At 34.8% G+C, this 19,179-nt stretch carries 16 protein-coding genes; all 16 read right to left on the bottom strand.

Going from position 1 to position 19,179, the window contains the following annotated elements; translation table 11 throughout:
* Positions 1 to 80 precede the first annotated feature (80 nt).
* The 16 genes from tagD to QM406_RS06925 all read right to left on the bottom strand — a co-directional run bounded on the left by tagD (position 81) and on the right by QM406_RS06925 (position 19,172).
* Positions 81 to 473: a glycerol-3-phosphate cytidylyltransferase gene (gene tagD / locus QM406_RS07000; protein ID WP_075231289.1), complete on the bottom strand. Its 393-nt coding sequence runs from the start codon at positions 471 to 473 to the stop codon at positions 81 to 83.
* Between the two features lie 54 nt (positions 474 to 527).
* Positions 528 to 1,676, bottom strand: coding sequence for a CDP-glycerol glycerophosphotransferase family protein (locus tag QM406_RS06995; RefSeq protein WP_153225229.1), 1,149 nt, complete (start codon positions 1,674 to 1,676; stop codon positions 528 to 530).
* Positions 1,677 to 1,755: 79 nt separating this feature from the next.
* Positions 1,756 to 3,021, bottom strand: coding sequence for an O-antigen ligase family protein (locus QM406_RS06990; protein ID WP_261072783.1), 1,266 nt, complete (start codon positions 3,019 to 3,021; stop codon positions 1,756 to 1,758).
* A 2-nt stretch (positions 3,022 to 3,023) separates the two neighbouring features.
* Positions 3,024 to 4,481, bottom strand: coding sequence for an oligosaccharide flippase family protein (locus tag QM406_RS06985; protein WP_153225230.1), 1,458 nt, complete (start codon positions 4,479 to 4,481; stop codon positions 3,024 to 3,026).
* 11 nt (positions 4,482 to 4,492) lie between these two features.
* Positions 4,493 to 5,404, bottom strand: coding sequence for a capsular polysaccharide synthesis protein (locus QM406_RS06980; protein WP_101785388.1), 912 nt, complete (start codon positions 5,402 to 5,404; stop codon positions 4,493 to 4,495).
* A gap of 5 nt (positions 5,405 to 5,409) precedes the next feature.
* Positions 5,410 to 6,456, bottom strand: a complete 1,047-nt coding sequence (locus QM406_RS06975; protein ID WP_033680703.1) for a glycosyltransferase family 2 protein — start codon at positions 6,454 to 6,456, stop codon at positions 5,410 to 5,412.
* Between the two features lie 31 nt (positions 6,457 to 6,487).
* Positions 6,488 to 7,174 carry an acyltransferase gene (locus QM406_RS06970; protein WP_033680704.1) on the bottom strand — a complete coding sequence of 229 codons (687 nt, stop codon included), beginning with the start codon at positions 7,172 to 7,174 and terminating at the stop codon, positions 6,488 to 6,490.
* Positions 7,164 to 8,435, bottom strand: a complete 1,272-nt coding sequence (locus QM406_RS06965; RefSeq protein WP_414273797.1) for a glycosyltransferase family 4 protein — start codon at positions 8,433 to 8,435, stop codon at positions 7,164 to 7,166. Before QM406_RS06965 ends, QM406_RS06970 begins: the two co-directional genes overlap by 11 nt.
* Positions 8,432 to 9,604: a beta 1-4 rhamnosyltransferase Cps2T gene (gene cps2T / locus QM406_RS06960; protein WP_414273796.1), complete on the bottom strand. Its 1,173-nt coding sequence runs from the start codon at positions 9,602 to 9,604 to the stop codon at positions 8,432 to 8,434. Before cps2T ends, QM406_RS06965 begins: the two co-directional genes overlap by 4 nt.
* A 37-nt stretch (positions 9,605 to 9,641) precedes the next feature.
* Entirely contained in the window at positions 9,642 to 11,012 is a 1,371-nt protein-coding gene (locus QM406_RS06955; protein ID WP_075231281.1) for a sugar transferase, read from the bottom strand.
* A 21-nt stretch (positions 11,013 to 11,033) separates the two neighbouring features.
* Entirely contained in the window at positions 11,034 to 11,708 is a 675-nt protein-coding gene (locus QM406_RS06950; protein WP_075231280.1) for a tyrosine-protein kinase, read from the bottom strand.
* Between the two features lie 10 nt (positions 11,709 to 11,718).
* Positions 11,719 to 12,411, bottom strand: a complete 693-nt coding sequence (locus QM406_RS06945) for a CspC family polysaccharide chain length determinant protein (RefSeq protein WP_315640747.1) — start codon at positions 12,409 to 12,411, stop codon at positions 11,719 to 11,721.
* 8 nt (positions 12,412 to 12,419) lie between these two features.
* The gene (cps4B, locus tag QM406_RS06940) at positions 12,420 to 13,151 is read right to left on the bottom strand and encodes a capsular polysaccharide biosynthesis protein Cps4B (protein ID WP_414273795.1); all 732 of its coding nucleotides are present in this window, start codon (positions 13,149 to 13,151) and stop codon (positions 12,420 to 12,422) included.
* A 1-nt stretch (position 13,152) separates the two neighbouring features.
* On the bottom strand, positions 13,153 to 14,598 hold the full coding sequence (locus QM406_RS06935; protein ID WP_414273794.1) for an LCP family protein: 1,446 nt from the start codon (positions 14,596 to 14,598) through the stop codon (positions 13,153 to 13,155).
* 488 nt (positions 14,599 to 15,086) lie between these two features.
* Complete coding sequence (locus QM406_RS06930; RefSeq protein ID WP_414273793.1) at positions 15,087 to 17,045, bottom strand: peptide ABC transporter substrate-binding protein; 1,959 nt, start codon at positions 17,043 to 17,045, stop codon at positions 15,087 to 15,089.
* 159 nt (positions 17,046 to 17,204) lie between these two features.
* The gene (locus tag QM406_RS06925; protein WP_414273792.1) at positions 17,205 to 19,172 is read right to left on the bottom strand and encodes a peptide ABC transporter substrate-binding protein; all 1,968 of its coding nucleotides are present in this window, start codon (positions 19,170 to 19,172) and stop codon (positions 17,205 to 17,207) included.
* Positions 19,173 to 19,179 lie beyond the last annotated feature (7 nt).

The following is a 19,179-nucleotide window of genomic DNA, read 5'->3' as shown; positions in this document are numbered from 1 at the left end:
TTAAAGTGTTGTTACTTTATTCTATCAAAAACTAGACACAAAAGCTACAATTTCTTATATCAGCATTTTTTAATAATAGTTCATTCTGACAAATCTTCTTTTATCTTTGTGGTTGATATTTCTTTTGTTCTAGGCAAATAAACTACTTCAACACCTTCTTCTTCAAGATAATCAAATTTACCTTTCCAATCATCACCCATCACAAAAGTATCAATATGGTATTCTTTGACATCTGACTTTTTCTGTTCCCAACTAGTTTCAGGGATTACTAGATCTACATATCGAATAGCTTCTACTAAATTTTTTCTGTGTTCATAGTTAAAGTAACATACTTTATTCTTTTCTTTTAAATTAAACTCATCACTTGAAACAACCACAATCAAGTAATCACCTAGTTGTTTAGCACGTTTCAACAGATTGATATGACCATAATGCAATAAATCAAATGTACCATATGTTATAACTCTTTTCATCTAAAGGTCTCCTTATTTATCATTCAAAAAATATAATTATTTCAATCAATAACCCTATTGTTTTTTTATTTTTTCTTCAATCCAATTAGCACACTGTACCGAGGCTTTTCCTCTATCAAAACGAACGTCCTCTAATTCATACAGACGAACTTTTTCATCATAATTACTTCTTTCAAAATCTCTAATAATTTCTATCAACTCATTGTTATGATACGCTCTTGGAAATGGCAATTTATAAAAATTATTATCCAATGGTCTATCGTTCACATATCTTTGATAATCTGGTAAATACAGAAATACTGGACGATTTAATAACATAAAATCAATCGAAGATGACGAATAATCCGTAATCATTACATCTGCACTCATCATCAAATCCTGAGGATTTGAATAGGTTGACACATTTATACAGTTTGTATCCTGCAAATTTATAAAACTAGAATCAACAATTGGATGAAGACGAACTAATATTTTTACATTTTTTCTAAATTTGTTTTGAAAAGCATGTATTAGTTTCGAGTAATCTAAATTATAGGCATCCAACGATCCATCATCTCTGAACGTCGGCATATACAAAACCACCAGTTCGTCTAAATCAATATCAAATAAACTTCTAAATTTTATGTTTGTAGTTTTGATTTTTTCACTTTTAAAAAAATCATCATTTCGAGGTAATCCAAATTCAAGAAACTCCACATCCTCTGTCAGCCAAAAATTATTTTGCATCCCCAAAGTTTGAAAGTGCCGACTTGATACGATACCGTCTGTAATCTTTCCATCATACTTCGCCATTCTAAGATAAGTTTTTTTTAGGCTCCCTGCAACACTTTTTTCAATTAACTTTACCCCATCTGAGCCATGCCAAGTTTGAAGATAAATCTGTCCTTTACGCTTCCAAGGTCGATCAGAACAGCGAATATTATCTACCCAAACTCTAGCTGTTAACCATTCGTAGAAAGAACGATAACTTCCATATTTTACTACACGAACACCTTTTGGGACAGAAATTTCTCTATCTTTTGATATCCATACAAGATCTAGATTATTTTCTCGAGAGACAAGTTCTTCAAGTATATACTTGGGATTATCTCCCAAACCTCTACCACCAAAATTATCAAACACTATTTTATTAGACTGAATAGGTAATAAATTCAACGGTAATGTAGAGACTTTTTTTAATAAATTTTTTATATAAAATTTCATATTTTTTTTATAAATTACTATTATTCATTAGTGGGTTCAAATTTACGGCATAAGACCGTAAATTCAAGAAATAAATATTTTATAGTTTCTGAGTTTCTAATTCTGTTTCCGTATTAGTTAGAGAAAAGAGCAGTAGATTTAGGATCCATAAAAAGTTATGATAAATCGAAATATTGTCCGTAAACCATATCAGCATCTGAAACATTGTCAAGACAAAATATATGAATGATTCTTTATGACCAATTTTTACAAATATGCGTTTAGCATTTCTATAAAGGAGAGTATAAAAATAAATAGATAATCCTACAAATCCTATCTCAATGTAAGATTTCAAAATATCATTATGAATCCCCATTGATCCTGTAAGACCATTGATATTTAAAGTCATCCAATTATTATCCATCCATTTTGATGCAAAACCTACCCCTCTCCCCATAAATATAGGTGTAAAGCTATAGGTTGATTCAATTCCCTTCCATAAATCTGTTCTAGCCATCGAATTGATATTATGTTCTTGGATAAATGTATATATAAAACCAGATTTAATACTATAAACATAAAGGAATATTCCTGTTATAAATACTAAGGAAAAGGCATTTAATAAACTTAAAATTTTTCGTTCTTTCCCTAGTTTGCTCACTTTTTTATAATACCAATAAATTACTAAAAATACTGGTATGATAATTAACACACTCAAAAATACGATTCGTTTAAGACTTAAAAAGAGAATAATAAGAGCTATTAAGATCTTACGAAATACTGCAGAAAAACTATTTTCTTTTATAAAATATTGATACAGATAGTACAGAATAAAGAGAGCTGTAATTGGTGCTACCTCATGCATTTCTAGCACCGAACCATTGAAACTATCATCTGTTAACATCAAAATAAATTGACTAAGTCCTCCTTGACTATAGGCAACAATGATACTAGTTAAGTAACTAAGTGATATTGCTGTAAAAGTGTAATCTACTACTTTTTGTCCAAAAAATTGAAAAACAACCATAGCTTGAAAGATAGCTAATAAGCCAAAAATAGTCATACTTGACAATCTACTAAAATACCCACTAAATTGAACTGGATTCATTAGATGTAATAAAACTGAGTAAAAGAAGAGAACAATTGTTGGCATAGCTAATATCTTAGCAAGATATAATAATTTTTTATTAACAAAAATAACCTTTCCGAGACTTACTAATAATAAAATGAATAATACAATAATCAAAATACCAATATAATATTTTGTCATGTATGTTACAGGATACAGATGTTGTCTATCTGTAGCTAATTCTAAATACACTAACAATATATACAATATCGCGATTGGGTTAAATTTAAATTTCACTATTACTTCCTTTTAAATAAATGAGTACGTTCTAAAAAATTTGTTCGTAAACCAATAATTACCCTGTTTTTTGAAGAAAAGATGTACAAAATCAATAAACTAATATAAATAAAAGCTCCGACTATAATTTCAATAATAAGTGTAAGTAGCGATGTAGGTAAAATACTTGAAATAAGAATTAAGACCATATACATTACTGAACCAATAAGAAATAATATCCCAGCATTTATCAGATATTCTCTGATATGTAAATAATTTCTAGCGATCCACGTTTGATAGCAACATAGAACTAACTCTGCAACAATTGTTCCTATAACAGCTCCCATTGCTCCTATCTTCGGAATCAAAATAATATTAATCAAAATATTAACAACGGCTCCATAAAGCAAAGATACCGTATATTCCTTGTCAAAACTTCGTGGAATTAAAAACTGAGTTCGGATGACATTTCCAAAAGCCGAAAATACTAAAGCCGGTGTCATTCCTGCAATAATTTGGCTACTTGTCCTAAATTCTTCACCCCAATAAACAGGAGCAAAGGTTGCAGAAACTCCTGCTAAACCGAAAGCACAGCCCATTGTAATCACTAAAACGATCCACATCGTTTTATCAACATATTCTAAACTTTTTTGTTCATCACCTATACTCAGTAAATGTACTGTTCGAGGCAACATTACAGCTCCAAAGGCTTGAATCAGAGCTTTTGGAATACTAATGATCTTATCTGAATTCTCATAAAAAGCAGTTTCCTTCAAACTACTATACATTCCAAGCATTATTTTATCTAGAAACGAAAAAATACTAACCGCTAAGACGGGGAAAAATAAAATAATAATAGGTTTCATGTGTTTCTTTATTTTTCCAAGACTAGGGCGCACAAAGTTTACTTGTTTTAACAAAAATGGCCATGTAATCAACTGACCAAGCAGGGTACTCCCTGCCATTATAAAGGTATATAAATAGATATCATTAGGGCTTTTTACAAATGTAAAGATAGATATTAAAGTCAATAATTTAACAAATGAATTCCTAGCAACTGTAATACGAAACTCTTCAAGACCATAAAAAAACCAACTAACATCTGTTGCATACGATAAAACATGTAATACTTGGATATAGGCTACAATCTGAAAACTATTCACAAATACTGTTGCATAAATCAAATATGAGACGGTCATAACTAGTGAACACGTTAACTGAACCGCGTAAATATTCGAAAATTCCTGATTCAAATTTTCTCTACTTGTTCGTACCTGTGCTATTGTCCGATTCCCATAATTAGAAATCCCCAACATGGACAGAATCATAAAGTAAAAAGCAATAGAATAGGTAAAAGAATAAACTCCAATTTGCTCTGCACCTAACACACGCGCTAAGTAAGGTGAGGTAATAAACGGTACTATTACAGCTAAGATCTGATATAAGACATTGTAAACAATGTTTTTCTTTAAACTAGGCAAGATTCTCCCCTCTACTGATTCAGTAAGTAACTGTACAAGCTCTCAGATTTATCATTGTAATTTTTTTTATAATTTAATTTATGAAAATCAGAAATTTGACATAATTGCTGGTAACGTTCCTTTGAAAAATCATTATTTAATTCATCAACCATTATATGTGGTGCTGCGTTCGTATAGGTGGGTACAGACTGCCAAACATCCGAATAATGTTCAGCTACAATCGTGAACAGCAAATGAAAAACAAAATAATGTATTGCAATATTCTCTCTACACCAATATTCTACTAGCAACTTCTTCACAGATAGTATTAAAGGGTGATTTGCTGTTGAAGCAATCATCCAGCTTGATGATGAAATATTTTCTTCGATTGAAGATAGACTCTTATACATAAAAAATGGATTTTTTTCAATTAATTCCTTAATTGTACTACCAGTGCAATAAACTGTGGCATCTAACCAAATACCTCCATATTTAGATAAAATCTCAACACGCAAAACATCTGAAAAATTTGCGTTATTTATGATACCTTTATTCCACTTATACAAAATTTCTTCAGGAATTGTTACATACTGTTGAATAGTCTGAGCCGTTAATACTGTAATTTTATAATCTGGAAATTCTCTTTTAACAGACTTATAACATGATTTCACCAAATCTGGAGCATTCTCCATACCTTGAAACCAGCAAATCCAGATTTGCTTGGGAACTTTTTCTGATAAGTATGATTTATCAAAAGGGTTTGAAATTAAAGAACCGTATTTCTTTTTTAGTATTCTGTAGGCCCTATCTTCAAGTTGCACTTCTCGAATAGCCTTACTCCGAATCCACCACAAGGGCCAACGGTTACGTAAGGCGTGAATAACAACAGGAAAAAACGTTCCATTTTTTAAAGATAGTTTTAATTTTTCTATATTCATCGCCATAAAATCTATACACTCCGATTCCGATATTTTAATAAGGTTAAAGCTAAAAGCAACATCGACATATTATACTTAGCTAATACACAGATCAAACGTTTAGGAAAAGGTAAACGATGGATTGGATAGTGATACAAAACTGCTTTTGAGATAGGATCCTTACAAATCTGTCTAATTCTTTGCAAGCGTTTATGAATTCTAGAACTTTTATATAAGGATTCCTGAAAAATACATAAACGAATATTAGCAATTAAAATTCTCTCGATTCTTTCTTCCAAAATTTCTTGATTAGGTAATCCCTTAACTCTTTTTAATTGCTCGTTATACAAGATTTTATCCAACTCAAATCGATCTTCTTTATATTTCATACTTAAAGAACCAAAGTTTTCACGATAGTAGTATAAAATATCTGGGATAACAAGGGCGGATGTTGCTAATTTTAAACAATCAATTTGAAAAATAGCATCTTCTGAAATGAATTCTCTTTCCGAATGAAATAATAGCCCTTTATCCTTAAACAAAGAACGTTTATATACCCCTTTCCACACTGAAACACCTATCTTTCCATCTCCAATAAATTCTGGTGGTGAAGATATTACATCTGGTAAAAGTTCTGTGAAAATTGAATCATTTTTATAAAAAATGGAATCTAGGCTCTGATCAAGTGGTCCTATAATATTTCCTTTATTATCCACTCGATAAAAATTTTCACTATAAATCACGTCTGCATTAAAACGTTGTAAGTATGTATCATAAATTTCAAGCATCTCATATGAGACATAATCATCCGAATCAACAAAGACAATATAATCTCCTGTACAATTTTCAATACCTGTGTTACGTGCAAAACCAAGACCTTCATTGGTTTTATGTATTACTTTTATCCGATGATCTTTTTTCCCCCATTCTTCACAAAGACTTCCAGATGTGTCAGTAGAACCATCGTTTACCAAGATAAGTTCAAAATCTTTAAAAGACTGATTTACAAGAGTATTTAAACATTGAGATAAATAATTCTCTACATTATAAACTGGAACAACTACACTAAATGTAGGCATAAATTCTCTTCCTTTCAGAAATAGTTAAACACTATCTATAGGCCAGTATTCTAGCTGGTACTCCACCTATGATAACATTATCTGGAAACTGCTTAGTGACAACAGCATTCGCTCCAACAACACAACCTGAACCAATGCTGGACCCATCCAAAAAAACAGCTCCAGCACCAATCCAACAATTATGTCCTACTGATATTCCCTTTCGAGATACACCTTGTTCAACAATAAGTTTATTTAAATCACTATAATTATGATTTTCAGCATGAAAACGAACATTCTGACCTGCGATAACATTATCACCAATTGTGATACCTCCAGCAGAACCAAATAAACTATATTCTGAAAAAGATGAGTTCTTACCAACTTTCAAGCCAATCCCCATATTTTTTATAGATCCTGTTCCAATAATTTGAGAATAATCTCCAATCTTCACATTATCTGCAAAATGGATTCCTTCTTTCGACAGTGCATCTATAGACACCTTTTTACCAATTCGAACATTTTTCCCAACAAATAATTTACGCTTTGCTAAGATAGAAACTCCTTGTCCAATGAATAAACGCTTCCCCTTTTGACCAAATCCGATTCCACGTACAAATCCACGAAAGAGTCCAAAACCATAGTTCATACCTCTTTGTAGTATATACGCCATGGGTACATCAGGGTGAATGTCTACTGCTTTTCCAGTAATCTTTTTTATTAAGCTCTCAACTATCATTTATCACTCTTTCATAATACTGAATCACTTCTTTCGAGTGTTCATCTATAGTTTTTAATTTTGTATTTTCTATATCATTTTCTATAACTTTAACTACTAAGTCATTCTGATTTTTAAAAACATGTGTTTCTGGAAGTAAGTCTTTTGATCCAACATTTTCACTCACAAAAACATTTACCCCATAGGATAACGCTTCTACTGTTATCAATCCAAATGTCTCCTTCCACTTACTTGGAACAATAAGAATATCAATATTTTCATAGACACTATCAATCGTTTCCTTGGTAAAATATCCTTTTTGTTCAATGAATGAAGGACACTCTTCATTTGGTAAATGACCATAAGTTGCCACTTCATATAATTCTTGATCTAAAGTTCCAGCAAAATCAATAAAATCAAAGTAGCCTTTATATTCTTCGTCTGAACCAATATAAGCAACCCTAATTTTATTATTTGTGGTTGTTAATCTCTGATGCTGTTTAATTGAACTATTTGTTATAGATAATACTATACTATTAGCTGGTTGAATCTCATTTATCTCATATACATTCTTTGCTAGACTACTATTAAACAAATAACCATCTATCAAATGGAACATCTCATTATAATAGTGTCGAAGCTCACTATAATCTTGCTCCTCAATAACATCTCGAATAACTAAATTCTTTTTAGATTTTGGATTTTTCCCCAATAATTTCAAAATCTTGCGGATAGTTGGATAAAATGGAACTTGAAAGAATCGTAATTTTTTTACACTCAAAGCATTGGAAGACATGATATTCCATGTTAAGTTTGTATTTTTATCACTATAATCCACCCCATTAAAATAGAAATGAGGTACGGGTGCTAATCCATAATAATCATGACTCGTAAAAACCACTTTAATATTCAAGTTTTTAGCAATTTTGAGGAATTCTTTATGCAATCCCATAAACGAATGAATATGTATAATGTCGGGTTGTACTTCTTCTAAAAAAGTACGATAAACATTTTTATCACAAGATGTTAGGAAAGCAGTTGGATTGGATATCCCTCCAAATAAAGCAAGAGGTAAGCTATTAAGCAGTTCATAACACTCAAACTTTCTTGATGATACCTTCTTTATTCCTACTTTTTTTGAAAGTAACCTAATATTTCCAGGATATAGGGCAGTCACTTGATGACCTTGAGCAATTTGCTCTAGCATTAAATCCTCAGCATATTTAACCAAACCACCTGTTCGCTGGGGTTGAAATCCTAAAGTATAATGTAATATTTTCATATTTTAAATAAATTCTCATATTCTGTGACAATCTTTTCCCAAGTGAAAGCATCTGCAATTCTCTGATTTGATTGTCTATCTAACTCATCAATCATCTTTTCATCAAATTGTTCAACTTCCTCAATCACTTGTGATAGTTCGTCTTTTTTCCAATAGATGGCACTTTGCTCCCCAACTTCGCGGTTAAAACCAACATCAAGTAGTAGGTTCAACTTTGTTGACTCCAAAGCTTCAAGTAACGAAGGATTGGTTCCACCAACTTCATGCCCATGGAAGTAAGCAAAGGCGTTTTCACGAATATACTTCAGAAGTTCTTGGTCATAGACTGTGCCTACAAACTTCACTCGTGGATCTTTATCAAAGCCAGTACTTGCTAATAACTGATTATAAAATTTATTCTGTTCTACATTTGTGATTAAGACAAAGTCCTTCTTAGAATTAGATGCTAAAAAACCACGTATCATAGACTCATAGTTATTCTCTGGAACAAAACGCCCTACAACTAGGTAATACTCGTTTTCAGAAACATTTTTCTCCTTGAACCAAGCACGCACTTTTTCATCACTGCTATTTAATGTGGAGCGTGTTGTATCTGTCCCATAAGCGATATAGGTTGTCTTAGGTTGATACTGTTTATAATCTTCTTGGACATATTTTTCAATATTCTTACTATCACACACTAAAAGATCTGCATGTTTGACCATAAGACCTTCCGAAATTTTCCAGTAACGACGAACCGGGGCGCTCCACTTAGCACGCAACCACTCATGACCATCTGGATTTACCAGAAGAGTCCCACCTATTGCTTGAATTTTTTTCTTGATTCCATGGATAAAAGGTCCAATGCGACAAGCTAAAATATAAAAGATAGGAGCTTCATCCTTATTTTCTTTAGCAATTTCTATCGCTCTGTTAATTGCAGCAATATCATAAGCTATAGCTCGCGCTGGACCAATATTAGGTACATCGACGTTATAACAGATAGCACCGTTATGTTCAAAAACATCCTCAGTAATCCCTGACTTTGCAGAGTTTTCACGCATACAAGCCACATAATATTGGATATCCTTATCTTGTTGAAAGGCTGTTAATTTTTCAACAAAGGTTTCAAATCCCCCGTATTTAGCAGGAATCCCTTTTGACCCTACGATATAGACAGTTTTTTTCATGTTACTCCTAATTTATAGACAGAGAGAGCAACGAGACTTACTTCGCTCCATCTCTCATCAACACAACTTTTACAGTTTTTAACAATATTTCAAAATCTTTCCAGATGGTCCAATCATCGATATAAGCCACATCCAGTTTCACGACTTCATCGAAGTTTGTAATTTCACTTCGACCACTAATTTGCCACAAACCAGTAATACCAGGTTTGAAACTGAGACGACGTTTTTGTTCAGGTGTGTACTTTTCGTACTCATCTACAGTCGGCGGACGCGTACCGACTAGACTCATGTCTCCAATCAAAACATTCCAAAATTGTGGCAACTCATCCAAACTCGTTTTTCGGATAAAGTGTCCAATCTTAGTCACTCGAGGATCGTTATTGATCTTAAACATCCCACCTTGCATGGTATTTTGATCCATCAACTGTTCTTTAATAGCTTCAGCATCGACTCGCATCGAGCGGAATTTATAAAAGGTAAAGTGACGACCATTTTTTCCGATACGAGTTTGTGAAAAGATTGCAGGCCCTCCATCTTTCCGAATCAAGGGAACTAAAAATAGACTAGCAATTCCACAAAGGATCAACCCAACAATAGCACCACAAATGTCGAGGATACGTTTGGCAATTATGTGACTTGGCTTGTAAAAATTTGTAGAAAATGTCACTACATTCAAACCAGCCATTTCATGAATTTGTTTATCTCGGCCTAAACTTTTATCGAAAGCATTTAAGTTAACTGTGACATCAATCCCCATTGTTTCAAACTGAGAAATAACAGCTCCAATATCATAGTCCTCACTTGGAAGATTGACAAAGACTTCATCCACCACTTCGTGTGTCGCATAGGTCAGTAACTGCTCCTTTGGTACCACAACCACCTTTTCATGGGTGAACTCTGGCATGTCTAAAACGCTTACCGCAACCAATTTCCCCTGAACATCATTAGCTGTTAATAATCGATCCAATACTTTTTCGGTACGTGACATCGCCGTAATCAACAAAATATTACGACTTCCCTTCAAATTATGTTTGAAGATTCTCCAATATTTCTTCACAAAGAAACTGAGTAGATAATTCAAAACACTATACAAGGAAAGCAAGTATACCATCCCTCGCCTTGAAATTACAAACTTTTCCTTCAAGAAAAAACTTGAAAAACTAATCAGCAGAGCATAAAAGATAATATATTTAATTGTTTCTACTAACTCCACATACTGACCACGTTTTAAAAAATCCTTACCGTAACCACTGATATAGAAGGCGACAAAGTGAAGAAAAAACAGAACAAATACTGTATTTAAAACAATGTCAGTTTCTGAAATTGCAATCAGTACATAAGCTAATAAACTAACAAGTATACTCTGCAAGAATGCCAGAGTTACATTGTAGAAACCCCTTCCTTCCATATCGAACTCCCTATCCTATTTTTACCTTTTCCCATAAGATCCGTAAGATCCGTATTTTTCTCGTTTAACATCAAATTTATTTAAAACAACACCCAAAAATGGGATCCCTGTTTGTTCTAACTGAACCTTAGCTTTTTGAACATCTCTTCTTTTTGTTCCACCAGCTTCTGTAACCAAAATCGATGCATCGCATTTTTGCACAATAATTGCTGCATCAATTACAACTCCGATTGGTGCTGTATCAACAATAATATAATCAAAATATTTCCGTAGTGTTTCAATCATCAATTCAAAATTAGCACTTTGAAGAAGAGCTGTTGGATTTGGAGAAGGTGACCCTGATTGGATCATAAATAAGTTATCAATGTTTGTTTCACAAAGACCATGAGATAAGTCTTGCGTTCCAGCAAGATAATCAGTTAAACCTGTGATTCGTTCTCTTGATTTGAATACTCCAGACATGACTGAATTTCGGATATCAGCATCAATCAGGAGTGTCTTGTAGCCTGCACGCGCAAAAGCCAAGGCAATATTTGTAGAAGTTGTCGATTTTCCTTCGCTTGGTTCAACAGAGGAAATCGTTATAACCTTTAAATTATCTCCACTCAACTGTATATTGGTACGTAAAGCATTGTAATATTCTTCTGCTTTTTTGGCAGAATCAAGTTTTTGTTTTGTTAATTCTAACTTCGCCATAAGTTCTCCCTTACTTTAATTTATCAAGATCTGGAATGACTCCAAGGAGTGATATTTTCATAACATCCTCGATATCTTCTGGACGTTTGACACGGTCATCGAATAGTTCAAGCAACAAGACCACTAAAATCATTAATCCTGCACCTACTCCAACTCCCATTATAGTATTACGACGAATATTTGGTGAGGAAGGTGAAGTGGCAGGGCGAGCATCTTCTAGCGTAGTCACATCCGCAACACGGGTGACCGCAATAATCTTTTGTGCCGCAACTTCTCGAAGAGCATTCGCAATTCGACTTGCTTCATCTGGTTTATCGTCGATAACTGAAATGGATACAATACGCGTATCCGCAGGAACAGTCACCTGAACCTTCTGTGACAATGCTTTCGAGTTGATAGTTAGTTCAAGATCTTTAACTGTTTTTTCCAAGACATCTTGAGAAAGGATGATCTCTCGGTAGTCCTTAACCAGGTAAGCTCCTGCTTGTAAATCTTGATTTGTCAATCCTGGTTTATCATCTTGCTTACGATTAACCACATAGATACGCGTGGTACTAGAAAACTGAGGCGTAACAAGAAAAGTACTATAAGCAAAAGCTGCAGCTCCTGTCAAAATTGCAACTAATATAATCAATAACTTTCTTTTCCACAGTCCTTTTAACAATTGAATAACGTTAATTTCAATAATATCTTGTTCTTTCATTATAACTCCTAAATAATTTGATCTTTAATGACTTTTTCGGGATTTAATATAAAGAGTTCCCGAGCCTTATCTTGGCCATACTTTTTACTCACTATTTCGTAGGCTTCCTTCATATAAGGAGGGCGACCATCTAGATTGTGCATATCACTAGCAACTATATGAACCAAATCCCTCTCTAAGAAATAGCGAGCCCGTTTTTTCATGAATTTATAAGTATCACCAAACAATTTTGTTTTAAGGATACTCGAACTGTTGACCTGTGTATAACATCCCATGTTGATGAGGTCTCGCACTCTTTTTTCATTATTTTCCAAAGCATCATAACGTTCTATATGGGCAATAACAGGGGTTATTCCCAACATCAAAACATTGGTCAATGCGCTATGGATTTCACGATAAGGGGTATTCATGCTGAATTCTATCAAGGCATAACGGGTGCCATTTAGTTGTGGAATCTGCTGATTCTCTAATTTGTTTAAAGAATCACTGCTGTAATAAATCTCTGCTCCATACAAGATGGTTAAATCAGGAGCAACCTCTTTAGCCAACTCCTTGACAACTTTAAAATTTCTTAATATGTCCTCTTCTGGTGTTTCAAACATTCCCTTTCGACGATGGGAAGTCGAAACGATGGTACGGATTCCTTGAGCATAGGCCTCCTTCAGAAGCGCTATACTTTCTGCCTTATCCTTAGGACCATCATCTACATCAAAAACTATGTGTGAATGGATATCAATCATCTTATTTTCCTTCCATGATATCTTTAATTTCTGTTTTGAGTGTCTCTAAGCTATTTGGATCTACCTCTAGCATATAAAGGCTGCTGTCAGGCATGGCATAGGAAGGAAGATCCATACGACCAGTTCCCTTTAGATCTCGAGTGATGACAGTATATTTCCCTCCACTTACTAGTTGGGCGTTCACTAAACTAACCATTGTTTCAGGAGGCATATTAGTTTGGACAGAATCCTGTAAACTTTGCATAATATCATCAAAATTTTTCAATGCTTCTGCCGAAGTTAGTTTCTGGACAATTGCAGAAATGACTTTCTGTTGATTGCGCCCACGGTCTCCATCGCCATTTGCTAATGAATACCGCTCGCGTACAAAGCCTAGGGCCTGTTCAGAGTCTAGATGAACATTTCCAACAGGAAAATGGTAATTACCATGAAGCGAGGTAAATTCTTGGTCATTATTAACATCGACACCACCTAAGAGATCAATTAATTTCAAGAAGGAAGTGAAGTTGAGTCGTGCATAGTAATTTAGATCAATTCCATAAAGATTTTCCAAAGTATGAATCGAAGCATCCACACCATAAATACCTGCATGGGTCAATTTATCATTTTGGTTATTGCCTCCATCAGCTATGGGCACATAAGCATCTCGAGGGGTCGTTGTCAAGAGAATTTTCTTGGTTTCTTGATTAACCGTCATGATGATGTTGACATCCGAACGAGAAACGGAGCTAATCGGTCCGTATGTGTCAATACCACTAATATAGATATTAAAAGCCTTATTTTGAGAAGACTTAGGTGCCTCAACAGTTTTTGTTAGTTCTTTGGTATAAATTTTCTTGATTTTTTTGGCGTGATCTGGATACTCTTGTTCAATCAGATTTTCAAAGACACTATTCAAAACAATTGCCTTGGTCTCTCCAGCTAAGAGACTCTTATAAGCCGCAAGGTAAGAAGAACTATCCTCAACCTTTAGATCTTTATTCTGACTTGTCTTAATATCATCAAGCAATTTTTTGATATTCTCCGCATCTGTTTTTGTCGGAGCTGTCACACTGGATAGTTGGGACACATTACCAATCTCACTATCCGCCAAAACTGCAACACTGATGGAGTAACTAGAATAGTTAGATGTTGCATTTAAATGATTGGCCAAACTAACGAACTGATGAACTCCAACCAAGGCTAGTGAGCTAGCTACAATAGATAGCAAGAGCATGATTAAAGTAAACTTCTTAGCTTTTCTATTTGATATTAAAAATAAAGCTACTAGCGCAATGAACACCATAATAGCTGCTAGAATAAGATTGAAATAACTAACGGCTAAGATATGATATCTGAATATTAAAAACAGCAAAAAACAAGTAAGCACTATATATAGAAACAACAAAATAATATTGAAACTTTGCTGAAACTTGCTCGTTTTATTTTCTTTTAAACGTCTCCCCACCTTACACCTCTATTAATTATTTTATTTCTATTATATCACAAACTAACACTGGATGCTATCAACACCTGAATTGCAACCGTTTTATTTCACCTTAAAACCAAAAATACTATATTTCAATCATTAAATGCCTCATATCTTTTTTTGAAAGAAGACTGCCAACAAAAATACCAGGAGATAGAAATCGGTTGACAAGTTCTCAATACCATACTCTCACACCCTAAAACTTTCAATAATTACCAAGAAAGTGGAAGATTTTAGCTAGAGAAACTCATATTTTTACAAAAATAACCTTTTAGAGTCTCAAAAACAACCCACTATCGCAGCAAAGATTTATCGTTAATAAAAAACAAGAGGCAGGGTAAAAGTATTAAAAATAAAAAAAACATAGTATTAAGTGTTCAAAAACTTTATACTATGCATTTTATACTTGAAAGCTTCACTCAATTTCATTTTCAAATTGAGTTTTTACCCAACCTGTCTTCTTATACTTATTTCACGTGACTTTCAAAGTCTTTTTGACTCTTTTCGACAGAATTTTTACGTTCTTGTTCCCATTTAGCCTTCGCTTCAGCAAATTGAGAGCTTGTAACAACATCTGTCTGCAATCTCATGTACTTGTAGTTACTTCCAGTTCCTTTGATACCAACTAGTGAGTAAGCGCGTGTAAATGGTGTCACACGAGTCACTGAAGCACCACCACCGTTTGACACAACTGGGATTAGAAGGGAACTATCAATCAACCAAGCTTGTGCGTCTGCATAGTTTTCATAGCGCTTAGCTACATCTGTATTTTCTGCATCTGCTGTTTTTAATTTTTGAGTAAATTGGTCCAAACCTAGACTAGTAATCTTATTTGCATCCTTGCTTGGATCAAGTCCCAAAATCTTGAGATAGAATCCATCTTCAGCGTTGAAAGGATTGAGGTAAGTTGAAGGATCTTGATAGTCAGCTGACCATCCATCCAAATTCAAATCATAGTCGTGATCTGCAGGAGTTGGTGCTTGAACTGTTGCGTTTGTATAATCATCCGTCGATAATTGGATAACGTCAACCACTACATTTTCAGAACCAAGTGTTGATTCAATTGATTGTTTGATTGAGTTTGTTCCAGAAAGCAAGGTCTTGTTAACCTGGTCTACAGGCAAGTCCAAATGAATTGGGAAGCTCACACCTTGGGCTTCTAATTCTTTTTTAGCTTCAGCAAACTTGGCTTGTGCTTTTTCTTTATTGAAATAACCGTCTTGAGCATCTTCAAGATTCATATTCGACCATTGTGTACCATAGTTGACCAATTTTGAAGCAACTGTTTCACCAAAAATCTTGTCTCCAACTTGTACGAAAGTTGGTGGTACAAGCGAGTTACGAAGAGTGTTTTTAGCTGCTTCTTCACCATTTGATTGAGCTGAGTATGCTGTACGATCAATGGCGAAGTTAACTGCCTGACGGAAGTTTTTATTCAAAACTGCAGCTTGAGTTGCTTGTTTTTGCTCATCGCTTGTTTTTGCAGTATGGTTATAAGCACCACGGTTGACGTTAAAGTTATAGTACCAAGATGTTGCATCTTGCAAGCTATAAACGATATTGTTCTTGTATTTTTCCTTGGTCTTAGCGAAGTTTGAGCTATTTGGATAAACACCTGCAGATGAGTAAGCACCACTTTCAAAGTTACGGATTGTCAAGTCTTGGTCTGAACCGTCAAAATAGGCCAATTTTACCTTTTCAATCGTTACTTTTTCTTGGTCATAGTAATGTGGGTTTTTCACATATTCGATAGAAGACTTAGATGTAAAATCTTTTAACAAATATGGTCCGCTATAAAGAATGCTATCTGGTTTCAGGGTTCCGAAGTCTTTACCTTTAGAAGCTAGGAATTCTTCATTAACAGGGAACAAGATACTGTTGGTTGTTTTTGAGTTCCAGAATGGTTCTGGTCGTGTCAAGGTATATTGGACAGTATAGTCATCTAAGGCTTTGACACCAACATTTGAGAAGTCAGTATTTGCACCTGTTACATAATCATCCAAGCCCTTGATAGAGTTCTGAATCAAGTCCAAAGCTTGTCCCTTGTTGTCAGCAGCATACTTGATACCAGTTACAAAGTCTTGTGCTTTAAGGGGAGCGTATTCCTCACCGTCAGCTGTAAACCACTTGGCATCTTGGCGAAGTTTGTAGGTATAAGTTAAACCATCCTTAGAAACACTCCAATCTTCTGCAAGGGCAGGAATGAGGTTTCCGTAGTTATCATTTTCAAGCAAACCATCAACCAAATTGGTTACAATAGCAGTGTTATCACCAGCGTAGTCCAAGAGATAGTTGAAGGTTGTTGGATCTGCACCAAAGGTCGACGAGTATGTTTTACCGTCTGATGCTGACTGGCCACATGCTGTCAATAGGACCGCAGCAGCAAGCGTCAAACCTGCTCCTAATAAGCGTTTTTTCATGCTCATGATTTATTTCTCCTTATATGTTAGGTTTTGTAACATGGTTATATTTTAACAAATTTTGTCCAAAAAGTAAAGTTATATACTGATTTGACCTCTCATTGAAAATCAAAAAAATAAAGAAATCCCGCTTCAAAACAGGATTTCTTTATTCATTACAAAAGATTATTTAACGTGATTTGCTAGTTCTTTTTGGTATTTGGCATTTGTTTCAATTTTCTCTTTTTGCCATTTCTTGAGAGCTTCTTCGTATTCTTTAGCTGTTACAATATCATTTTGCAATTCTAAACCCTTAAATACAAATGGATCTCCCTTGATACCAACTTGAGAGTAAGCTTTTGTGAATGGCACTGTACGGCTAACTGTCGGAGAACCACCTGAAGAAGCTACAGGGATAAGAAGTGAGCTATCTGAAACCCAAGCTTGTGCTTTGGCATATTTTTCATAGCGTTTGTTAAGATCGCTTGTTTCTGATGCTGCATCATCCAAGAGTTTCTTGTACTCATCAAGTCCAACTTGAGCCATAACTTCTGGATCTTTACCTTTTGTGATACCCAAGTGTTTAAGAGCAGAACCCTTCTTAGCATCTAAGATATTGAGGTAGGTTGCTGGATCTTGATAGTCTGGCCCCCAACCAGTTCCGTTCAAGTCATAGTCTTTTTGAGAAGGCACTTTGGCTTGAGATGTGATACTCATTTTCTCATTGTCAGTCATTTGAAGTACATCAATAACAACATTTTCACTTCCAAGTGCTGCTTCGACAGACTGTTTGAGAGAGTTGGTTTGTTGTACAGCAATGACATCAGTCTGCTCAACTGGAATATCCAAATGGATTGGGAAGGTTACACCTTTGGCTTGCAATTCTGATTTTGCTTTTTCAAAGGCAGCTTTTGCTTTTGTTGGATTGTAAAGGGTATCTTTACCATCTGTCAAAGCTACATCTTTCCACTGGTCTCCGTATGTTACCAATTGTTCTTGAGCCAATTCACCGAAGGTCTTTTCACCAACTTGAACATAGTCATAAGGCACAAGGCTGGTACGGATAATCTTGTCTGCACCTTCTTCGCCATTCATCTGTGCAGAGTAAGCATGACGGTCAAGAGCGAAGTTGATGGCTTGACGGAAGTTTTTATTGAGAAGCGCTTCTTTAGTTGAAGTTTTTTGAGCATCATCTGTCTTAGCTGTTTTATTGTAAGACTGACGATTTACGTTGAAAGTAAAGTAATAGCTAGTCGCTTCTTGTGGGCTATAGACAATCTTATCGCCGTATTCTTTCTTAGTTGAGTCAAAACTTGAGCTAGTTGGAAAGAGACGAGCTGTCGTATATGAGCCTGACGCAAAGCTACGAATCAATGATTCTTGGTCAGATCCATCGTAGAAAGTAAGCTTGACATGGTCAATCTTCACATTGTCTTTATCCCAGTAATTTGGGTTCTTTTCGTACTCGATCACGGATTTTGAAGTGAAGTTCTTCAAAATATATGGACCATTGTAGAGAATACCTGAAGGCGCTGCCGCACCGTAATCTTTTCCTTGAGAATTTAAGAATTCTTCATTAACTGGGAGCATAGTTGCTGTTGTCACCTTAGAATTCCAGAAGCTTTCTGGTTTGTTCAAGGTATACTCGACTGTATAATCGTCAACTGCTTTAACACCGACTGTTGAGAAGTCATTGCTTTCACCACTGACGTATTCTGCCAAACCTTTGATAGAGTCTTGGATAAGAGTTAGGCCATCTGATTTACCATCTGCAGCATGCTTCAAACCAGTCACAAAGTCTTGGGCCTTGACTTCAGCGTACTCTTCTCCTTCAGAAGTATACCATTTGACACCTTTACGTAGCTTGTAAGTGTAAGTCAAACCGTCTTGTGAAACAGACCAGTCTTCAGCAAGCGATGGAATCAAGTTTCCATATTTGTCATTTTCCAAGAGTCCGTCGACCAAGTTGGCAATGACGTCTGATGTTGAACTTTTACTAGTAACGCTATAGTCCAATGTTGTTGGATCAATGGCATATACATACGAAAATGTTGTTGGAGCATCTGCTTTTTTCTCAGTCTTGCCACAAGCTGCCAAAAGAAGAGCTGCGCTCATCGTTATCCCTGCTACTGCGAGCCACTTTTTCGATTTCATTGGTATT

Source organism: Streptococcus infantis (assembly GCF_047465035.1).
Classification (GTDB): Bacteria; Bacillota; Bacilli; order Lactobacillales; family Streptococcaceae; genus Streptococcus; species Streptococcus infantis_T.
This window is presented reverse-complemented; position numbering and strand designations above follow the sequence as displayed.